This window comes from Nostocoides japonicum T1-X7, assembly GCF_001046855.1.
Classification (GTDB): Bacteria; Actinomycetota; Actinomycetes; order Actinomycetales; family Dermatophilaceae; genus Nostocoides; species Nostocoides japonicum.
Genome location: NZ_HF570958.1, coordinates 1067775 through 1086255 on the forward strand (window position 1 = coordinate 1067775; position 18481 = coordinate 1086255).

14 protein-coding genes are annotated in these 18481 nt (G+C 71.8%); 13 read left to right on the top strand and 1 reads right to left on the bottom strand.

What is annotated here, in order from left to right:
• The first annotated feature begins 556 nt into the window (after positions 1-556).
• From BN12_RS04905 to BN12_RS04945, 9 genes are all read left to right on the top strand, one after another.
• Positions 557-1789 (top strand): 13E12 repeat family protein, encoded by a 1233-nt coding sequence (locus BN12_RS04905; RefSeq protein WP_048550545.1) that lies wholly within the window; start codon positions 557-559, stop codon positions 1787-1789.
• 698 nt (positions 1790-2487) lie between these two features.
• Positions 2488-3624: a hypothetical protein gene (locus BN12_RS23355; RefSeq protein WP_162233038.1), complete on the top strand. Its 1137-nt coding sequence runs from the start codon at positions 2488-2490 to the stop codon at positions 3622-3624.
• Between the two features lie 750 nt (positions 3625-4374).
• Positions 4375-5526: an aromatic ring-hydroxylating oxygenase subunit alpha gene (locus tag BN12_RS04915; protein ID WP_048550547.1), complete on the top strand. Its 1152-nt coding sequence runs from the start codon at positions 4375-4377 to the stop codon at positions 5524-5526.
• 112 nt (positions 5527-5638) lie between these two features.
• Positions 5639-6295 (top strand): TetR/AcrR family transcriptional regulator, encoded by a 657-nt coding sequence (locus tag BN12_RS04920; RefSeq protein WP_048550549.1) that lies wholly within the window; start codon positions 5639-5641, stop codon positions 6293-6295.
• Positions 6292-7434, top strand: a complete 1143-nt coding sequence (locus BN12_RS04925; protein WP_048550551.1) for a polyamine ABC transporter substrate-binding protein — start codon at positions 6292-6294, stop codon at positions 7432-7434. The genes BN12_RS04920 and BN12_RS04925 overlap by 4 nt, the downstream gene beginning before the upstream one ends.
• Complete coding sequence (locus BN12_RS04930; RefSeq protein ID WP_083454929.1) at positions 7434-8345, top strand: ABC transporter permease; 912 nt, start codon at positions 7434-7436, stop codon at positions 8343-8345. The genes BN12_RS04925 and BN12_RS04930 overlap by 1 nt, the downstream gene beginning before the upstream one ends.
• Positions 8342-9172 (top strand): ABC transporter permease, encoded by an 831-nt coding sequence (locus BN12_RS04935; RefSeq protein ID WP_048550553.1) that lies wholly within the window; start codon positions 8342-8344, stop codon positions 9170-9172. The genes BN12_RS04930 and BN12_RS04935 overlap by 4 nt, the downstream gene beginning before the upstream one ends.
• A complete protein-coding gene (locus BN12_RS04940) occupies positions 9173-10282 on the top strand; it encodes an ABC transporter ATP-binding protein (protein WP_048550555.1) in 1110 nt (369 codons plus the stop codon).
• A complete protein-coding gene (locus BN12_RS04945) occupies positions 10279-11601 on the top strand; it encodes a flavin monoamine oxidase family protein (protein WP_048550557.1) in 1323 nt (440 codons plus the stop codon). The genes BN12_RS04940 and BN12_RS04945 overlap by 4 nt, the downstream gene beginning before the upstream one ends.
• Positions 11602-11621: 20 nt before the next feature.
• Here the strand turns inward: BN12_RS04945 and BN12_RS04950 are convergent, their stop codons facing one another.
• On the bottom strand, positions 11622-12623 hold the full coding sequence (locus tag BN12_RS04950) for a universal stress protein (RefSeq protein ID WP_162233039.1): 1002 nt from the start codon (positions 12621-12623) through the stop codon (positions 11622-11624).
• Positions 12624-13134: 511 nt separating this feature from the next.
• On the opposite strand from BN12_RS04950, the gene BN12_RS04955 reads away from it, so the two are divergent.
• The 4 genes from BN12_RS04955 to BN12_RS04970 are packed head-to-tail and all read left to right on the top strand — an operon-like array spanning position 13135 to position 18419.
• The gene (locus tag BN12_RS04955; protein ID WP_048550560.1) at positions 13135-14727 is read left to right on the top strand and encodes a S8/S53 family peptidase; all 1593 of its coding nucleotides are present in this window, start codon (positions 13135-13137) and stop codon (positions 14725-14727) included.
• Entirely contained in the window at positions 14724-15326 is a 603-nt protein-coding gene (locus BN12_RS04960; RefSeq protein WP_048550562.1) for an RNA polymerase sigma factor, read from the top strand. Before BN12_RS04955 ends, BN12_RS04960 begins: the two co-directional genes overlap by 4 nt.
• The gene (locus tag BN12_RS24985; protein WP_048550563.1) at positions 15323-15799 is read left to right on the top strand and encodes a hypothetical protein; all 477 of its coding nucleotides are present in this window, start codon (positions 15323-15325) and stop codon (positions 15797-15799) included. Before BN12_RS04960 ends, BN12_RS24985 begins: the two co-directional genes overlap by 4 nt.
• A gap of 58 nt (positions 15800-15857) precedes the next feature.
• A complete protein-coding gene (locus BN12_RS04970; RefSeq protein WP_162233040.1) occupies positions 15858-18419 on the top strand; it encodes a CHAT domain-containing protein in 2562 nt (853 codons plus the stop codon).
• Positions 18420-18481: the final 62 nt, after the last annotated feature.

The window sequence follows — 18481 nt, forward strand, 5'->3', positions numbered from 1 at the left end:
GGCGCCGCGGGGTGGTCGCCGTCGTTGTCGCCGTCGTCGATCTCGGCGAGGAGCGTGCCGTCCGGGAACTCGTCGACGGCGACCACCCAGCCGTGTCGCTCGACGATATGGCGAGTCTTGGTCAGGGTCGTGGAGGGAAGCTGCCGGAGCAGCCGCCACTCCTCGTCGTCGAGGTAGATCGATGTGCTGGCGATCTCGGCAGGCGACGCCGACAGGCGGACCTTGTGGCCCAGCTTGCGGACGACGGCGCCGTCGGCACCTGTCACCTCTCGTAGCCGCAGCCGGGACCCCTCGACGTAGTGGTCCTCGATGCGGTGCGTCGCGACGACGCCCTCGGGAATCGCTGACACGAGGAACCTGCGCTCCCGCTCGACGTGGGCGTATTTCAGGAGGTCGGTCACCTCGACATCTTCACGCACCGGCGCTCGGTCCGGGATTTCGTCGAGTGACCACGGCCGGAGCCTTGGGTGAGGGGATCAACGAATCACGAGGTCTTGCAACGACTTTCAGTAGGTTGACGGTTGTGTTTCAGATAGGCGTTCGATAGACTGGATGTATGTTCGAGAGCGCGATCGGGGTGGCCGAGGTGCAGGGTCTGTATGCCCTGCTGACCGGCCCCGACGCGCCGGCGGCGTCGGTGGCCGACCATGCCGAGATCGTCGGTCGCTGCCAGGCGGTCAAGAACGTGCTCGACGCCATCCAGACGGTCGCGATGGGCCGGCTGGCCGCCACCGAGGAGGTGGCCCACGAGGACGGCACGATCACCGAGGAGACCATGCCGCTCGGGCATTGCCGCCTCGACGCGCCGTCGCTCGTCGCAGGCCGGCTGGGAGTCTCCGAGCAGGTCGCCGCGACGAGGATGCGGCAGGCGGTGCAGCTGGCGGTCACCGGTCGGCCGGTCGTCGAGGCGATGGCCGACGGACGACTGGACGCCTATCGGGCAGGGATCGTCGCCGAGGAGCTCGCCGATGCCTCGCCGGACGTGCGCCGGGTCGTTGCCACGGCGCTCGCGGACCGGTTGGGGGCCGAGACGGCGGGGCCGCTGCGGCGACGGGTGATCCGCGAGCTGGCCAAGGTCGACGCGGATGCCGTGCGGGTTCGTGCCGAGCGGGCCCGGGCGGAGCGGTACCTCCGCCGGTTCACCGACTACCTGGGTGCAGACCGGTGGGAGGCCAGCGTCCCCGTGGAGGACGCCCGCTCGGCGTGGGCCGCCATCGACCGGCTCGCGCAGACCTACCGCGACAGCGGACAGTGCGACAGCATCGAACAGGCGCGCGTCGACGCGATGATCGACCTGATCCGGGGCAACTGCACCGGGCGGTACGACGTGGAGCTCGCCGTGCCGGCCGACCAGGTCGAGGACCTGCTGGCCGCCCTCGGCGATCCCGACCCCGGTTCCGATCCGGATGACCCCGACCCGGACGGACCCGACCCGGACGCCGGCCCCGATCCCGACGACCCGAGCGGCCCACGAGCAGGCGGCGGCCCGGTGGCACCGCGAAGGTCGGATGATCCGGAGACCCCCGACGATCCGCGTGGTGAAGGCCCGGTGGCCCGCGGGGCCCGGATGATCCGGAGACCCCCGACGATCCGCGTGGTGAAGGCCCGGTGGCCCCGCGGGGCCCGGATGATCCGGAGACCCCCGACGATCCGCGCGGTGATGGCTCGGGAACACTGCACGATCCTGACGGCGAGGACGGCGAGGACGGCGAGGACGGCGAGGACGGCGAGGACGGCGCCGGGCCTGGTGACGATGCCACGACCGAGGAGGTGGATCGGGGAGAGCTGAGCCGCGAGGACAGGCGTGGCCCGGGTGGTGGTGCTGTGACCGGTGAGATGGGTCGGGCACAGCCGGGCAGCGACGACGACAGCGGGTCGAGTGGCGGAGGCGCCGCCCAGGCGGGCGAGGTGTCGCAGGAGAATCACATGACGGCGAACGAGGCGCTCGAAGGCCCGCGGCCGGCCAGCTGCCAGCACGCGAACCGGCTGGGGCAGGCCACGGTGGCGTCGGCGGCCGAGCATCCGGGGCTGATCCGGGTCGCGGGCTGCGGCGCGACCGGCTGCTCCTACGTCCGGCACGACTGGGTCCGTGGGCTCCTCGAGGGTGGTCTGGAGCGCGGCGCCGAGGTACGAGTGTCGGTGGTCGGGTGCGATCCGCACACCGGCGCCCGGCTCGAGTCCCCGATACCGGTCCGGACCACAAAGGCCAGGCGGCGCGGTTCGCGGGCGAGGCGGGTCCGGGGCGGCAGCCGTGCGACGCGCGCCGGGGCGGGCGGTGCGCAGCCTCTGCCGAAGGCGTCGACCCGGCCGCGGGACGCGACCCGGCCGCGGGACGCGACGGTCCTCGAGAGCGACGGATACCGGCCGCCCGCTGCCCTGGCGCGATGGGTCCGGCTGCGGGATGGTCAGTGTCGCTTTCCAGGCTGCACGGTCGCGGCGCGGTTCTGCGACCTCGACCACGTCCGACCGTGGCCGGCCGGGGCAACCGTGGCGAGAAACCTCATCTGCCTGTGCCGCCGACACCACCGGATCAAGCAGCGAGCCGGCTGGCGGTTCCGGCTGCGACCCGACGCGACGCTGGAGGTCACCGATCCCACCGGAGCGGTGCGCGCGAGCGCGCCGGTCGATCTGCTCGGCCGCACCGAGGGACGGCCGGTCGCGCCCCGTCATGGCGCGCCGATGCGTGCTGGTGTGCCGCTGCAACACGGCGAGCCGGGTCTGATCGCGCCATCGAGTCCGAATGCCGACCAGGACGCTCGGCGGGGCGTACGCCTGGACGTCGACGAGGCTGCCCGCCGGGGCGGGGCTGGCGGGGGTGTCTCCGGCACCGCCGGAACGTGCGTGGCGCGTGGGGACGGCACGGGTGTCGTGGGTGCCGGCGGCACGGGTGCGGTGGGTGGGGATGGCACGGGTGTCGTGGGTGCCGGCGGCACGGGTGTGGTGGGTGGGGACGGCAGGGGTGTCGTGGGTGCCGGCGGCACGAGTGTGGCGGGTGGGGACGGCACGAATGTCGCGAGCGCCGAGGATCCGGATGTCGGCGTGCGGCCGGCGCGTTGTACGCCCGTCGTCCTGCTCATCGAGCCCGAGGCGATCTTCGAGCCAGACGTGCTCCGCCACCCGGAGGTGCGTCTCGATCGGGACGACCCGGGAGTGACGGCCGAGGCCGTCGGCGACGAGGGGCGTCCGGTAGGTGTTCCGGGTGACCGGGGCCGGCCGCTGTCGTGGCAGTCAAGGGTGGCGACGACACGGATCTCGTCGAGTGAGGACGCCGCCCGACGTCCTCCAGGCGACGCGCCATCCGGGCAGGTCGTCGGACGGGACGGGCGAAGCCATCTGCTGCCGGATCTGCCGACGAACTGGCCGGACCCGGGGTGGCGCGGCGACGGCACCTGGTGGATGGAGGCCGATGGGCGGTTCTTCTGGCGCGCATCCCCGATCGATCTCACGCACCGGTGGTCCGACGACGAGCCGTACTCCGCGCTCGAGGAGCAGACGCAGCAATGCCTGGCCCGCAGGATGCAGGAGCGGGAGCGTCGCTGGCGCCAGTGCCTCCGTCGGATGCGTCGGCTGCGCGAGGAGCGGGCCCGGCGCGAGGAGGAGCGGCTCGCGGTGCCCCCCTTCTGACTGCAGGTGTCGACAGCAGGTGCGGCGCAAGAGTGCTTGTGGGGAAGCGGGTTGGAGTCCTGGCTCTGGTCAGCTTCCCCACAAGGCAGCGTCGCCCGGAGCCGGCCTCAGCGCGCGTCGGTATGCCCGGGCCTTCTCTTGGCACGTGCCGACTTGACGCGCCCGAACCAGCTCGGTAGCCACATCCACGACAAGCCCGCACGTGCCGAGTCGATCCGGGGTGGGGCGATGTTGCGCGGTCCCCGGCCACGACATCCCCGCACGTGCCGAGTTGATGCTCCCGAACCAGCTCGGTAGCGACATCTACTCGGCACGTGCGAGATCCACTCGGAACGTGTGAACCGAGCCCTCGGGTCGGCGACCGCAATGGACGATGAGGAGTCGACTGTCGACGCCTTGTGAGGTAGATGCCGACAGGTGAGCCAGATGCGAGGGAGCTGCGGGGTCGGTGAGGCGGGGAAGCTGTGGGGTAGGGCAGGCGCAGGGGTGGGCAGCTGCGGGGTGGGTGAGGCGAGGGAGCTGCGGGATCGATGAGGCGGGGGAGCTGCCGGGAGGGTGAGGCGGGGAAGTTGTGAGCTAGGGCAGAGACGGGGGAGCTGCGGGATCGGTGAGGCGGGGAAGCTGTGGGGTAGGGCAGAGGTGGGGCAGTCGCAGGGATGACAGCTGCGGGAATGTCGTGGTCGCGTCGGCCGGGAATTGGCGCTGACTGTATAGTCAGTCAGTCAACTGTGACGGTGAGGGAGATCCCTGATGACGGTGGATGAGACGGGCCGACCCGAGGGAATCGACGACCGGCCGCCCGTCAGGGAGACGCTGCCCGGCCGGGCGTACCACTCCGACGCGGCCTACGCGCTGGACACCGAGTGGGTCTTCCATGCCAACTGGGTGTACGTCGGGCGTGCCGAGCGACTCGCGAGACCCGGGAGCTGGCTGCGCTTCGAGATCGCCGAGGAGAGCATCCTGCTCGTCCGGGGGAAGGACGACCTGATCCGCGGGTTCTACAACGTCTGCCGGCACCGCGGCTCCCAGCTGTGCGACGCCGAGCAGGGCGAGGTGCGCACCCACCTGCGCTGTCCCTACCACGCCTGGGGGTATGCGCTCGACGGCACCTTGGTCACGACACCGATGATCGACAAGGACGAGATCGACCGGGAGAGCACGTCCTTGTGGCCCGTCCACACCGAGGTGTGGGAGGGCTTCGTCTTCGTCAACCTCTCGAGGCAGGAGCCCCGCCCGCTCGTCGAGCACCTCGCCGACCAGCAGGACGACGCCCTCGGCCTGGCCCGCGTCGGCCTTTCGCAGCTGCGGATCGGGCACATCTCGACCGTCGAGGTCCGGGCCAACTGGAAGATCGTCCTCGAGAACTACAACGAATGCCTCCACTGCCCCACGGTGCACCCGGAGCTGATGGCCGTCGTCCCGGCATACCGCAAGGGCAGCGTCTTCGAGGTCGGGCGGGAGGACGGCGGCGTCACGCTCGCGGACGGGCGCACCGCCGTGGCCGCCGACCCCCGGCTGCGCCTGCCGCTCCTGCCGGGACTGAAGGGTCATGAGGGCCCGATGGCCTACTACGGCGCCGCGATCTACCCGACGATGTTCCTCGACGTCGACGGGTCGACGGCCCTCGCGACGGCCATCTTCCCCACGGGGCCGCGCAGCTGCCGGCTCGTCACGGAGTACCTGTTCAGCCCCGAGGCGTTCGACGACCCGGAGTTCGACCCGCGCCCGGTCATCGAGTTCAACGAGCTGGTCACCCGCCAGGACAACGAGGCGTGCGAACGCGTGCAGCGGGGTGTGCGGTCACGGGTCTTCGACCACGGCGTCTTCCCGGCGAAGGACGCCTGGGTCTACGGCTTCGACCAGCGCTATCTGCGCGACGTGGGAGCCGACGCGCGCTTCTGACGCCGTGGGCCGGCGGCGGCCCGGGCGGGATCCCCGGAATCGCTTGACGGGTCCCGGACCCGCGCCTAGAGTCCCTGACTGACTAAGCAGTCAGAAACGGAACGGGGATCGCGTGACGCCACCCACCCGCCGCGACACGGCCGAGGAGGCCAGGACTCGGATCCTCTCCGCGGCCGCCGACTGCCTCGTCCGCGACGGCCTCGCGAAGGTGCGGATGGCGGGCATCGCCGAGGTCGCGGGTGTCTCGTCCGGGTTGCTCCACTACCACTTCGACACCAAGGAGCAGCTCTTCGCCGCCGTGCTCCGGTACTCCAGCGAGCAGTCGAACGAGCTGACGGCCGACTGCCTCGAGCGCGCCGGCACCGACCCGGCCGGCCGGCTCGCGACCTTCCTCGACCGCTGCCTGCCGAGCGACGAGCGGCTCACCCGCGACTGGCTGCTGTGGCAGGAGCTCGACCTGCTGTGTATGCGGCAGCCCGAGCTCGCCGAGGTCGGCGCCCAGGTCTACGACGCGCTCTACGACGCCGTCGCCGACCTCATCGCCGCCGGCGTCGGTGCGGGTGTCTTCGCCCTGCCTCCGGAGGAGATCCGGGTCGTCGCCGAGTCGGCGGTCGCGCTGTGCGACGGCCTCGGCGCCCGGGTGCTCGCCCCCGAGGACCTGACCCTCGAGTGTGCTCGCGAGCGCGTCGCCCTCGCCGTGGGCCGGCTCGTCGGTCATCGAGGGCCGCTGCCGCGGCCGGACCGCGCGCGGCGGGGGACCGGCGCGTGACCCCGCATCCCGCCCTGAGCCGGCGTGCCCTCCTCCAGGGCGCGGCGACGCTCGGCGGGGTGGCGGGACTGACCGCGCTGACCGGCGGCTGCGCGTACCTGCCGAGTGACGCGGCGACGACGACGACCGCTCTGCCGGCGTCGGCGAAGGCGGTCATCGACGGCGACCTCGTCTACTTCAACTGGGCGGACTACCTCGACCCGTCGGTGTTCACCGGCTTCGAGAAGGAGTACGGCGTCAAGATCATCCAGTCCAACTTCGACTCGATGGAGGGCATGTACGCCAAGCTCCAGGCGGGCAACCAGTACGACATCGTCTTCCCCATCGCCAAGTGGGTGCAGCGGCTGCGCGCCGAGGGCAAGCTGCGCGCGATCGACCATGCCCAGCTGAGCAACGCCGACCAGGTCTTCCACTCCGGCTCCTACTTCGTCGACCCCTGGTACGACGAGAAGTCGGCGGTCTCGGTCCCCTTCACGGTCTACAAGACCGGCATCGGCTGGCGCACGGACAAGGTCGGGACGATGACGAACAGCTGGCGCGACCTGTGGAACCCCGAGGCCGCCCGCCGCATCTACACGCTCGACGACCAGGACGAGGCGCTCGCGATGGGAGCCCTTCTGCTCGGCTACGACGTCAACACGGCCAAGCAGTCCGAGCTCGACGAGATCAAGAAGCTGCTCATCAGTCAGAAGAAGTACCTGCGCGGCTACTCCTCCGACGACGTCAACAACATGGTGGGCGGCAACGCCTGGATCCACCACATGTGGAGCGGCGACTTCCTCTACCTGCGCACCTCGCTCGTCAAGAAGCCCGAGAACTACGACTTCCAGGCGCCGAAGGAGGGAGTCCCCATCAACTCCGACGCGTATGCGATCCCCGTCAACGCCCAGCACCCCGGCACGGCGATGGTCTTCATCGACTACCTGCTCCGCCCGGAGATCGCGAAGAAGAACATCGAGTACCTCTCCTATCCGATGCCGGTGCGCGACGCGATGCCCGCGTTCGAGGCCCTCGCCAAGGACGTGCCCGCCTGCAACGTCGAGCTGAGCGAGCTGGAGAGCGGCAACGTCTTCCGGAACCTGTCGGCCGACGCCGTCCAGCGCCGGACCGCGACGTGGACCGACGTGAGGGCCAGCTGATGACCGCCCTCGACCCGACGACCGCGCAGCTGCCGGCCCAGCCGAAGGGCGGGACGCCGCGCTCGGGCCAGCACACCCGGCTGTGGGCGGCCCTCCTCGCCCTGCCGACCGGGTGGATGGTCGCCTTCTTCCTCTCCAGCATGGTCATCGTCGTCCTGCTGTCCTTCGGACGGACCCAGGCCGACGGCCAGCCGGTGTTCAGCACGCGCCTGGACAACTACGCGCAGCTGTGGGACCCGCTCTACCTGCGGCTGTTCCTCCGCTCGGTCTCGTATGCCGTTGCCACGACGGCGATCTGCGCGGTCCTGGCCTACCCGGTCGCCTACGTCGTGGCGCTCCACGGCGGGCGCCGCAAGAACCTCCTCATCGCCGCGATCGTCGTGCCGTTCTTCGCGAGCTACCTCATCAGGATGTATGCCTGGTCGGCGCTGCTCTCCGACGACGGCCTCGTCAACAGCCTCATCGTGCGGCTCCACCTCGGCGGCGGTGTCCAGTTCCTCAACACGCCGTATGCTGTCATCGGCGGCCTCGTCTACGGCTACGTCGTCTTCATGATCCTGCCGGTGTACGCGGCCCTGGAGCGGATGGACACCTCCCTCATCGAGGCGGGGAAGGACCTCTACCACGGCCCGTGGCGGACCTTCTGGTCGGTGACGCTGCCGGCGACGCGGGCGGGCCTCTTCGGAGGCGTCCTCCTCGTCTTCCTCCCGGCGCTCGGCGACTTCGTCAGCGCACAGCTGCTCGGCGGCCCCAAGACCTTCATGATCGGCAACCTCATCCAGCAGCAGTTCCTCGAGGGCCAGAACTGGCCGCTCGGCTCGGCGATGACCGTCGCGATGATGATCGGACTCACCGTCATCATGGTCGGCTACCTCCGGGCGACGGCGACCCGGTCGAGGGAGGCGTCGTGAGCGCCCGGTCGCGCCGGGTCGAGCGGCGCCCGGCCGTCGCCGTCGCCGTGACGGTCGTCTTCTTCGCCTGGCTCTACCTGCCCATCGCGGCCGTCGTCCTCTTCAGCTTCAACAGCGTCAAGTCGCTCTCGACGTTCCGCGGCTTCAGCACCCGGTGGTACGCCGACTTCGTCCACGACGCGGACCTGGTCACCTCGCTCGTCGCGAGCATCGGCATCGCGGCCGTGTCGGCCGTCGGCGCCCTCGTGCTGGGAACGATGCTCGCCCTCGGACTGTCCCGCATCCGATCCCGGACCGGCCGGGCCGTCGGGGCCGTGACGCTCCTCCCGCTCGTCACGCCGGAGATCGTCACGGGTGTCGCCGCGCTCCTGCTGTTCACCGGGGTCGGCCTGAAGCTCTCCCTCGTCACGGTGACGCTCGCGGAGATCACCTTCTCCATCGCCTACGTGACGGTCATCGTCCGCGGCCGGCTCGCCGCGATGTCGACCGAGGTCGAGGAGGCCGCCCGCGACCTCGGCTGCACGCCCTGGCAGGCGTTGCGTCTGGTCACCCTGCCGACCCTCGTCCCGGCGCTGCTCGGGGCGGGCCTGCTCGTCTTCGCCCTCGTCTTCGACGACTTCGTCCTCGCCTTCTTCACCACCGGCGTGAGCCCGCAACCCCTGCCGGTCCGGATCTACTCCTCGATCCGCTTCGGGGTCTCGCCCGCCATCAACGCCGTCGGCACCGTCATGCTCGTGCTCTCCGCACTCGTCATGGTGCTCGCGCTCATCGTGCCCCGACTGTGGGGCCGCAAGTCGTCCAGCCTGGACCTCATCACGGGAGCCTGAATGTCCCTGCTCCACCACACCTCCGACGACGCCGGGCTCGCCACGGCGGCTCCCGCCGTCAGCCTGCGGGGCCTGACGAAGTCCTTCGGCCGGGACACGGTCGTCGACCACCTCGACCTCGACATCGGCAAGGGCGAGTTCTTCTCGCTCCTCGGCCCGTCGGGCTGCGGGAAGACGACGACCCTGCGGATGATCGCGGGCTTCAGCGACCCGAGCGAGGGATCGATCATGGTCGGCGGCAAGAACGTCACGGCGACGCCGCCGCACCGCCGCGACGTGAACACGGTCTTCCAGAGCTACGCCCTCTTCGAGCATCTCGACGTCCGGGGGAACGTCGGGTTCGGGCTGCGGCGCAAGGGGATCGACCGGCGTGCGATCGGCCAGCGCGTCGGTGAGGCGCTCGAGCTCGTGCAGCTCGCCGACCGCGCCGGCTCCCGTCCCGCCGAGCTGTCGGGAGGCCAGCGGCAGCGCGTCGCCCTCGCCCGGGCGCTCGTCAACCGCCCTCAGGTCCTCCTCCTCGACGAGCCGCTCGCCGCCCTCGACCTCAAGCTGCGCCGGGCGATGCAGGTCGAGCTCAAGGCCATCCAGCGCGAGGTCGACATCACCTTCCTGTTCGTCACCCACGACCAGGACGAGGCGCTGTCGATGAGCGACCGGATCGCGATCATGAACAACGGCGTCATCGAGCAGTGCGGCCGGCCGGAGGACGTCTACGAGAGCCCGACCTCGGTCTTCGCGGCCGGGTTCATCGGCACGAGCAACCTCATGCCCGGCACGTATGCCGACGGGTCGGTCGCGGTATGCGACGGCCTGCGCATCCCCGTGCCCGCCGGCCACGGGCTCGGCGGTGGCGAGCAGGTGAGCGTCGCCGTCCGCCCCGAGAAGATCTGGCTCAGCGAGCTGACGCCGGACATGGTGCGGGTGCCCGGCACCGTCGTGTCCTCCAGCTACCACGGCGCGACGACGCAGTACCTCGTCGCCATCGCCCCCGAGGTGACCCTCACGGTCCTCGAGCAGAACCTGCCCCGGATGAGCCCGGAGGACCGGTGGACGCCCGGGTCGCGTGTCGAGCTCGGCTGGCTGCCCGAGCACGCGGTGCTCCTGAGATGAGCGAGCGACGCGACGTCGTCGTCGTCGGCGCCGGGCTCGCCGGACTGTCCGCGGCCCGCGACCTCGAGCGCGGCGGGGCGTCGGTCACCGTCCTGGAGGCCCGGGACCGGGTCGGCGGCCGCGTCGAGCAGACCGAGCTTCCCGACGGCCGGATCGTCCAGCTCGGAGGTGAGGTCGTGGGAAGTCGGCACACGGCATACCTCGGGCTCGTCGCCGAGCTGGGACTCACCCTCGTGCCCTCCTACGTGGCCGAGCCCGGGGACATCACCCGCGAGGTGCCGGAGGCGGTCGACGTGGGCGAGTGGCCCTCGTGGTTCACGGGCTCCGACGTCGCCGCCCACGAGCGGGTCGAGTCGGCCATGGCGCAGGTCGTCCGGGGGATCGACCCCGAGGACCCCTGGGCGTGCCCCGACCTCCATCGGCTCGACCGGATGAGCGTCGGCGACTTCGTCCGCGAGGCCGGTGCCACGCCGTCCGTCCTGCGGTCCTACGACCTGGTCCACCTCAGTCTCGCCGACGGCTCCATCGAGCGGACGAGCATGTTCGCCTACGCGCGAAAGATCGCGGTGGGAGGCGGGACCTCGTCCTACGACGTGGAGGAGTGGGAGAACCAGCGCGTCGCCGAGGGGTCGGCGACGGTGGCGCTGCGGATGGCGGCGGAGCTCGGCGACCTACGGCTCGCGACACCGGTCGCCCGGATCGTCGTGGGGTCGGGCGGCTGCATGGTGACGACGGCCGCGGGGGAGGTGCTGCGCTCCGAGGCGGTCGTGCTCGCCCTCCCCTCCGGGCCGGCGCGCGACGTGGACATCGTGGGCGTCAGCGAGGAGCGCCTCGCCTCCCTGCGCCGCCAGCGGCACGCGTGGGCGGCGAAGTTCGTCGCCGCCTACGAGGAGCCGTTCTGGCGGGCCCGCGGGCAGAATGCCCTGGCGGAGAGCGAGGGTGTCCTCGGGTCGACGTGGCCCCAGGGCGATGGCGTCCTCTCGGCGCTCGTCCCTCCGGAGCGGTATGCCGCGTTCGTCGCGAGCGACGCCGTCACCCGGACCCGTGAGGCCCTCGAGCAGGTCGCGCGGATGTTCGGCGACCGGGCGCTGTCGCCGGTCCGCACGTGGACCCGGCTGTGGGGCAGCGACCCGTGGACCCAGGGGTACGTGACGAACTGGCGCCCCGGAGACGTGGAGGCCGTGGGGCCGCTCCACGGGACCCACGAGCCGCCGTTCTACGTCTGCGGCTCCGACCAGTGGGTGGCGGGCTACCTGGAGGGCGCCGTGCGGACGGGTCGTGACACGGCGCGGGAGGCGCTGCGGGGGTCCGTCCGCTGAGCCGTCGCGCCCGGAGGTCCTCAGACGCGGGTGGACTGCTTCACCGGCGTCCCGGCGACGTGGCAGATGACGACCGGGCACGGCGTGTGGCCGAGCAGACCACGGGAGATGGAGCCGAGCTTGAGGCCCTCGAAGCCGCCGAGCCCGCGGTTGCCGACGACGACGAGATCGGCGTCCTGGCTGCGTTCGACGAGAACCCCCAGGGGGTCGCCCTCGACCACCTCGTGGTGCACCTTGACCTCCGGGTGCTTCCGCACGAGGTCGGCCAGCGCCGACTGGACGGTCGACTGGGCGGAGGAGACGTAGGCATCCCAGTCCGACCCCTTCGCGAGGAGCGGGTCCTTGCGTCCCCGGGCCTGCCACGTCGTGACGACGTCGACGTCCTGGGCGCCGCTGGAGGCGGCATGGGTGAAGGCGAACCGGGCGGCTGCCAGGCTCGTCGTCGACCCGTCGACGCCGACGACGACCCGTCCGTACGGCGCCGTCGTGCGCGGGTCGCGACCGACGACGACGACCGGGCACCCGGCATACGAGACGACCTGCTGCATGACGGCGCCGAGGGTGACCCGCGAGAGGACGCCGCGGCCGACCGCCCCGACGACGAGCATGAGCGCGCCGTCGGAGGCGCGCAGCAGGGCGGGTGCGGCGAAGCCGGGCACGCAGGCGGTGACGACGGGGAGCTTGGGGTCGATGGAGTGGATCCTGGCCTTCGCGGCGGAGAGGAGGATGTCGCCCTCGCGCCGGATGGTGTCGTCGTCGCGGAGCACACCGAACCCGAGCATCGGCAGGTCGGAGGCGAAGGCGTGGACGACGACGATCGGGATGCCGCCACCGGCGGAGGCCCGCCGGGCCGCCCAGTCGAGCGCCATGTTGCTGATCGAGGAGCCGTCCGTGCCGACGACGATGCTTCCCCGGGTCGTGATGCTCTCCATCTGCCCTGACACGCTCCCGTGCTCGTCGACGTCGGCGTCGGCGTCAGCCGGGCTGGCGTCGGGTGCCGCGGTGGGCCCTGGGTGACCCACATCTCCCAACATAGGCCGCCCAGGCTGGGAGAAGCATCCAAGGCCACTGAGTGTTGCCAGGATCGTTGTCGTTCTCTCGGATGGCGGACACTCGGACGGCGCGGGGCCCGTGCGCGTCGTCGTCGGTCCCGGTCCCCCCTGCGGAACCGGGACCGACGACGAGCGGCCACGACGCCGGCACGGTGTGCCACGGTTCGGCGCGGACCGGGGAATCCCTTCCGAACCGTGACAGGGCCACCTGCGCGGCGTCGCCCGACGGAGCCGCCCCCAGCTCCGACGTCCGGTCGGCCCGTCTCCCTGTCACGTGCCGACACCATGGAAGAGCGGGTTCAGGGGCCGTAGATACATCCGATGCGGAGAAAGTTTCGAGAAGGTCGGGTCGGAGCGCTCGAGACCTTCTCCATGCCGTGGTCCTAGCGGTCGTCATCCACGTTCCGGGAGGATGTATCACGCTGCAGCCCCCGCGCTCCTTCCCTGTGCAGCCCCAGCCCCCCGCGCCAGGAGGCGTTCGATGAGTGAGTCCCACAGCGAGGAACGTGCGAGCCGATCGCGAGCGTCCGGGGCTGCCGACCCCGACGTCGTGGATCCCTTCTCGATCGCCGTCCTCGACCCCTCGACCGCTCCACGGGTCCCCGCGGGTCCCGACGAGGTGCCGCGGGTGCTCCCCACGGTGTATGTCGTGGACCGCCTCCTCGTCGAGACCCCGGCGTCGGATGCCGGTGGTGTCGCCGAGACCGTCCAGAAGGCACTGGGCGAGGCGGGCGTCGACGTCGCGGTCCGCCAGATCCAAACCCCTCGCGACGGCATCCCCGGGTTCGAGCGTCTCAACGGGGCCGCCAAGGAGGCTCTCGAGGAGGTCTGGGTCACGGGTGTCTGGCTGGCCCCCTCGAACAAGGCGACGGCCATCGACGCCTACAGCGCCGTGACGGCCCTGAGGTCGTCCGCTGCCGCCAGCACCTCCGGCATCGCCCTCGACCATGTCCTCGTCGCGTCGACACCTCTCGTCGGGATCGGCAAGTACTGGCCCGGCATCGGCAAGTACTGGCCCGGGATCGGCGGGCCGTCCGATGCGGGGGCGGCGTCGCTCTTCAACGGGGACGGGAGGATTCCTGTCTACGTCCCCATGGGCAACCCGGCGCGCCACTGGCCCGTGCCCGTGCGGCCGCCGGTCGTCGCCCTCCCCGACACGGGCATCGGCCACCATCCCTGGTTCGATGCCGACCCTTCGGTGACGATCGGCACGGACGTGGGGGGCATCCCCATCGGGGGCACGAACGCGGACCTCACGCGTGTCGTCGATCCCATGACCGGGGACCTGGCCGATCTCGCGGGCCACGGGACGTTCATCGCGGGTCTCATCCGCCAGAGCTGCCCGGAGGCACGGATCCTGTCCGTCCCCGTCATGAGCAGCGCAGGGCTCGCGGACGAGATGGTGGTGCGCCAGAACCTGGCCCTCCTGTTGGCCCGACACATCGACGCCCAGGAGCGCGACGACCCCAGCGGGGTGATCGACGTCCTGTCGATCTCCATGGGCTACTACCCCGAGCAGGACGACACGGCCAGCACCCAGGGCTTCCGGCGGCTCTTCGAGCTCTTCGGGGAGCGCGGCGTCCTCGTCGTCGCCGGTGCGGGGAACGATGCGACCTCCAGGGGCTTCGCGCCGGCCGTGTTCGCTGCCGGAGGGGCCGACGGCGTGCCCCTCACCAGCGTGGGAGCCCAGAACCCCAACGGCCGGACCGCTGCGCTCTTCTCCAACGACGGACCGTGGGTGCGCGTGCTCCGTCCTGGCGTCTCCGTCGTGAGCACCGTCCCCACGACCTTCGATGCCGGTGGGCAGCCCAGTGCCGAGGCCGAGGGGGTGGCGGTGGCCGGCGCGAGCGGCCTGGTCACCCGCGCCCGGGGCACCCAGGATCCGGACGACTACCGCAGCGGTTTCGGGATCTGGAGCGGCACGTCGTTCTCCGCGCCCCTGTTCGCCGGATCGCTGGCCGCGCGTCTCGCCGAGGCGGACGATCTCGCCGATGTGGGCCAGTCGACGATGTCGACTCGTGCCGGGCGCGTCCTCGGTGAGGTGCTCACGGGACCGGAGGAGGATCCGACGTGACCCACTCGACCGGCTCGACCGCCCCGAACGGGCTGGCGAACCGCGCTGCCACCGCCTTCGCGGCATACGTTGCCGGTGACGAGCAGCGACTCGGTGACCTCGTCGACGCCGTGACGCCCCTGCTGTGGCAGACGGCGCGGGCCCAGGGCGCGTCACTGGCCACTGCCGAGGACGCCGTCCAGACCGCGTGGTACCGCCTCGTCGACCACGCCGACCGGATCGAGGACCCGCAGGCCGTCCTCGGCTGGCTCGTCACGACGGTCAAGCGGGAGACCTGGCGACTGGTCCGCGGCGACCGTCGTGAGGTGGCCGGCGACGAGGTGGAGCGGGTCATGGAGGCGCAGGGCGACGTCGATCCCGGGCCGGAGCTGTCGGCGCTCCTCGACGAACGCCAGCGCCTGCTGTGGGCCCACGTCGCCGGACTTCCGGCCCGGTGCCGCGAGCTGCTCCGGGTCGTCGCCTTCGCCGACCGGCCCGACTACGCCTCGATCTCCGAGTCACTCGGTATGCCCGTGGGGAGCATCGGTCCCACCCGCGGCCGCTGCCTCCAGAAGCTGCGCATCGCCCTGACGAACGATCCGCGATGGGAGCTCTCATGACCGCGCACACCGATCCCATCGACGACCGCGACGCCGCCGTCCTCGGGCAGGTGCGTGACCTGTTCGAGCGCTCGGACCCGATGCCGGCCGACCTCCCCGACCGCATCAGGTTCGCGCTGACGGTCAAGGCCCTGCAGGCGGAGGTGGCCGAGATCATCGAGTCCGCGAGCCTCGCGACCCGCGGCGACGTCGAGCGGACGGACTCGGTCACCTTCACGCGGGGCGGGCTCAGCCTCATGGTGAAGCATTCCGCGTCGGCCGACGGGCGTGCCGTGCGGATCGACGGGTGGGTGACGAGCGGGGGCGCGCGCGTCGATGTCGTCGTCGCCGCCGAGACCCGCACCGTCGTCGCGGACGCGCGGGGCCGCTTCGTCGTGGACGGCATACCGCGGGGGCGGGTGCATTTCATCGTCTGGACCGATCCGGACTCCCCGGACGAGCGTCCGGTCGTCACCCCGAGCATCGACGTGTGAGTCGGTGAGGTCCGTCGACGGAGCACTCGACGCAGCCGAGGCCCATCGGCGGCGTGCCGTGACCGCCAACATGGCGGGACGGCCGGGCGCCGCGGCGGCCTCCCTCCGGGCCGCCCTCTCCGCCCTGGACCGGACGGAGCCGAGCGTCGCCGCGACCACGATCAGGTTCAACTGTCTGGTCACCGGGGCGCTGACCTCCTATCTCACGGGCGGGCTCGGCGCGGCGACCGACGCCCTCGACGAGGCATCCGCCTACCTCGCGGAGCTCGTGCCGGGGCTCGCGGAGCGACTGAGTCCTCGACTGGAGTTCCAGCGGGCCTCCATCCTCGGCCGGGCCGGGAGCTTCGAGGCCGCGCTGCGATCCGCGCAGGTGGCCATGCGCCATCCCGCGAGCTTCACGACGGAGGAGCAGGCCGCCGTCCTGCTCCTCTCCGGTCTCGTCCTCGGCGAGCTGGGCCACTCGTCGGAGTCCACGGCCGCCCTGGCGGAAGCGGCTCGACGGGCTCGAGAGGCGGGGAGCACGCAGCTGGAGCAGGCGATCCGACACGACCTGTGGTTCGCCGCCTACCAGCGCGGCGACCTTCCCGAGGCCTTGTCGTGGGTCGGGATCTCCGAGGACTCGACGGCTCAGCTCTCGCGGCTGACGGCACTCCTCGACCAGGCCTTCATCCTCCTCGAGGCGGGGCTGCTCGACGATGCGGTGGACAGGTTGCGGCAGGCGACGACCATGCGCAGCCGCCGCGACGACCCACAGGTCCGGGCCGAGGTGGACTACGAGCTGGCGCGCACGCTGCGACTCGTGGGCGACGTGGCGGGCGCGAGGCACCACGCGCACATCGCCGTGCGGCGGTTCAGGCGCCTGCATCTGACCGCCTGGGAGGCCCGCGTCCGGCTCCTCCAGGTCGAGCTGGCCCTCGACGGCCCCGGTCACCCCGGGCGTCCGGTGCTTCGGACGGCCGAGTGGGCGGCGACCGTCGCGGCCGAGCACGGCGACGAGATCCTGCTCGAGCGCGCCCGGACGGTGCTCGCGCACGTCCAGCTCCGACGCGGCGACCTCGATGCCGCACGCCGCACGACCTCCGTGGCGCCCGGCCGGATCTACCGGCCGCTCACGCATGATCTGGAGCGGACGCTGGTCAACGCCCAGCTGCGTCGGCAGACGGGCGACGATCGGGGCGCCGCCGTTCTGCTGCGCCGGGCGGCTCGAACACTGGCCGAGGCGCAGGAGGTCTCGCCGGGGCTCGACCTGCGCACCGCGGGCGCCTTCCACGGGGTCCGGCTGGGAGAGCTCGACCTCGACCTGGCGATCAGGCGCGGTCCGCGGGCCGTTCTCGCGAGCCTCGACCGATGGCGCTCCGCGACGGACCACCTTCCGATCGTCAGACCGCCACGCGACCCCGACGCGGCGAGCCTCGTGGAGCAGCTCCGCGGGGTCCTCGTGGAGCTGGGGCAGGCGCAGCAGCCGGAGGACCGGCGCCGGCTGCAGGCCGACGCGCTCGTGCTCCGCCGGCGGGTCCGTGCCCGGACGTGGGCGCTGCGCTCACCCGAGGAGCAGGAGGCGGACGCCTCCCACCCCTCCGGACGGATCGACGAGGTGCTCGAGGGGAACGACCGCGACCTCGTGTGGCTGGCCGAGCACCGCGGCCGGATCGTCGGGGTCGCGCTCCGGCGTGGGAGGGCCGCCTTCCGAGACCTCATGTCGGCACACGAGGCGGCCGAGCTCCTCCAACGGGTCCGGAGCGACCTCGAGGTCGCGTGCACGCACCATCTCGGACCGCTCAGTGGCGCCGTGTGGGCGTCGCTCGTCGATGAGCTGGAGGCGTTGGACCGCGCGCTCGTCCGTCCGTGGGGCTCGTCGGAGAGAGGTCTCGTGGTCGTCTGCTCCGGTGCCCTCGCGGTCCTTCCGTGGTCGGGTCTGCCGTCCCTGGCCGACCGACCTCTCACCGTCGCCCGATCGACGACCGCCTACGTCCGAGGATCCATGCGCTCGGCACCAGTGAGCCGAGTGGATGTCGCCGTCGGCCCCGGCATCCCCCATCCCGACGCCGAGGCGGCAGCGGTGCGGGAGGCGTGGGCGTCCCATCGGGCCCGTGTTCACGACGAGCAGACCGCTGAGGGTCTCCTCGCGTCGTTCGGGTCCGCCGAGGTCGTCCATGTCGCGGCGCACGGGCACCACGAGGCGATGAGCCCCCTCTTCTCGACCCTCGACCTGCACGGTGGACCGCTCTTCGCCCACGAGCTGCAGCCCGCCGGCGTCCGGAGCAGTCACGTGTTCCTGTCCGCCTGCGAGCTCGGGGCGGCGACGTTGCGCCCGGGGGACGAGCCGCTCGGCTTCACCTCCGCCCTGCTGGCGCTCGGGGCCCGGTCGGTCGTCGCCGCCACGACGCCGGTGCCCCACGAGGTCGCGACGGCGGTGGCGACCCGTTGCCACGAGCTCGTCGCCGCGGGGTATCCCGTCGGCGAGGCGCTCGCCGTGGCCGTGGCGAGCAGCGACCGTCTCGCCATGGCCTTCTCCGCCTTCGGCGCGGACTGGAGCGCCCGCATACCCTCCGACTCACCCGGCGTGTCGCAGATCCGGACCGCACCGGGGGAGGCGCGGACGGGGGTCGCGGTGTCATGATGGCCGCAGGCCCCGCCGGACCGACACGGACCGATCAGATCAGCCAGGCAGTGAGGAGTCAG

Coding starts and splice junctions, on each gene's coding strand:
- BN12_RS04955 (WP_048550560.1), top strand. CDS start 13,135: ATGAGTGAGTCCCACAGCGAGGAACGTGCGAGCCGATCGCGAGCGTCC.
- BN12_RS04945 (WP_048550557.1), top strand. CDS start 10,279: ATGAGCGAGCGACGCGACGTCGTCGTCGTCGGCGCCGGGCTCGCCGGA.
- BN12_RS04915 (WP_048550547.1), top strand. CDS start 4,375: ATGACGGTGGATGAGACGGGCCGACCCGAGGGAATCGACGACCGGCCG.
- BN12_RS04905 (WP_048550545.1), top strand. CDS start 557: ATGTTCGAGAGCGCGATCGGGGTGGCCGAGGTGCAGGGTCTGTATGCC.
- BN12_RS04940 (WP_048550555.1), top strand. CDS start 9,173: ATGTCCCTGCTCCACCACACCTCCGACGACGCCGGGCTCGCCACGGCG.
- BN12_RS04930 (WP_083454929.1), top strand. CDS start 7,434: ATGACCGCCCTCGACCCGACGACCGCGCAGCTGCCGGCCCAGCCGAAG.
- BN12_RS24985 (WP_048550563.1), top strand. CDS start 15,323: ATGACCGCGCACACCGATCCCATCGACGACCGCGACGCCGCCGTCCTC.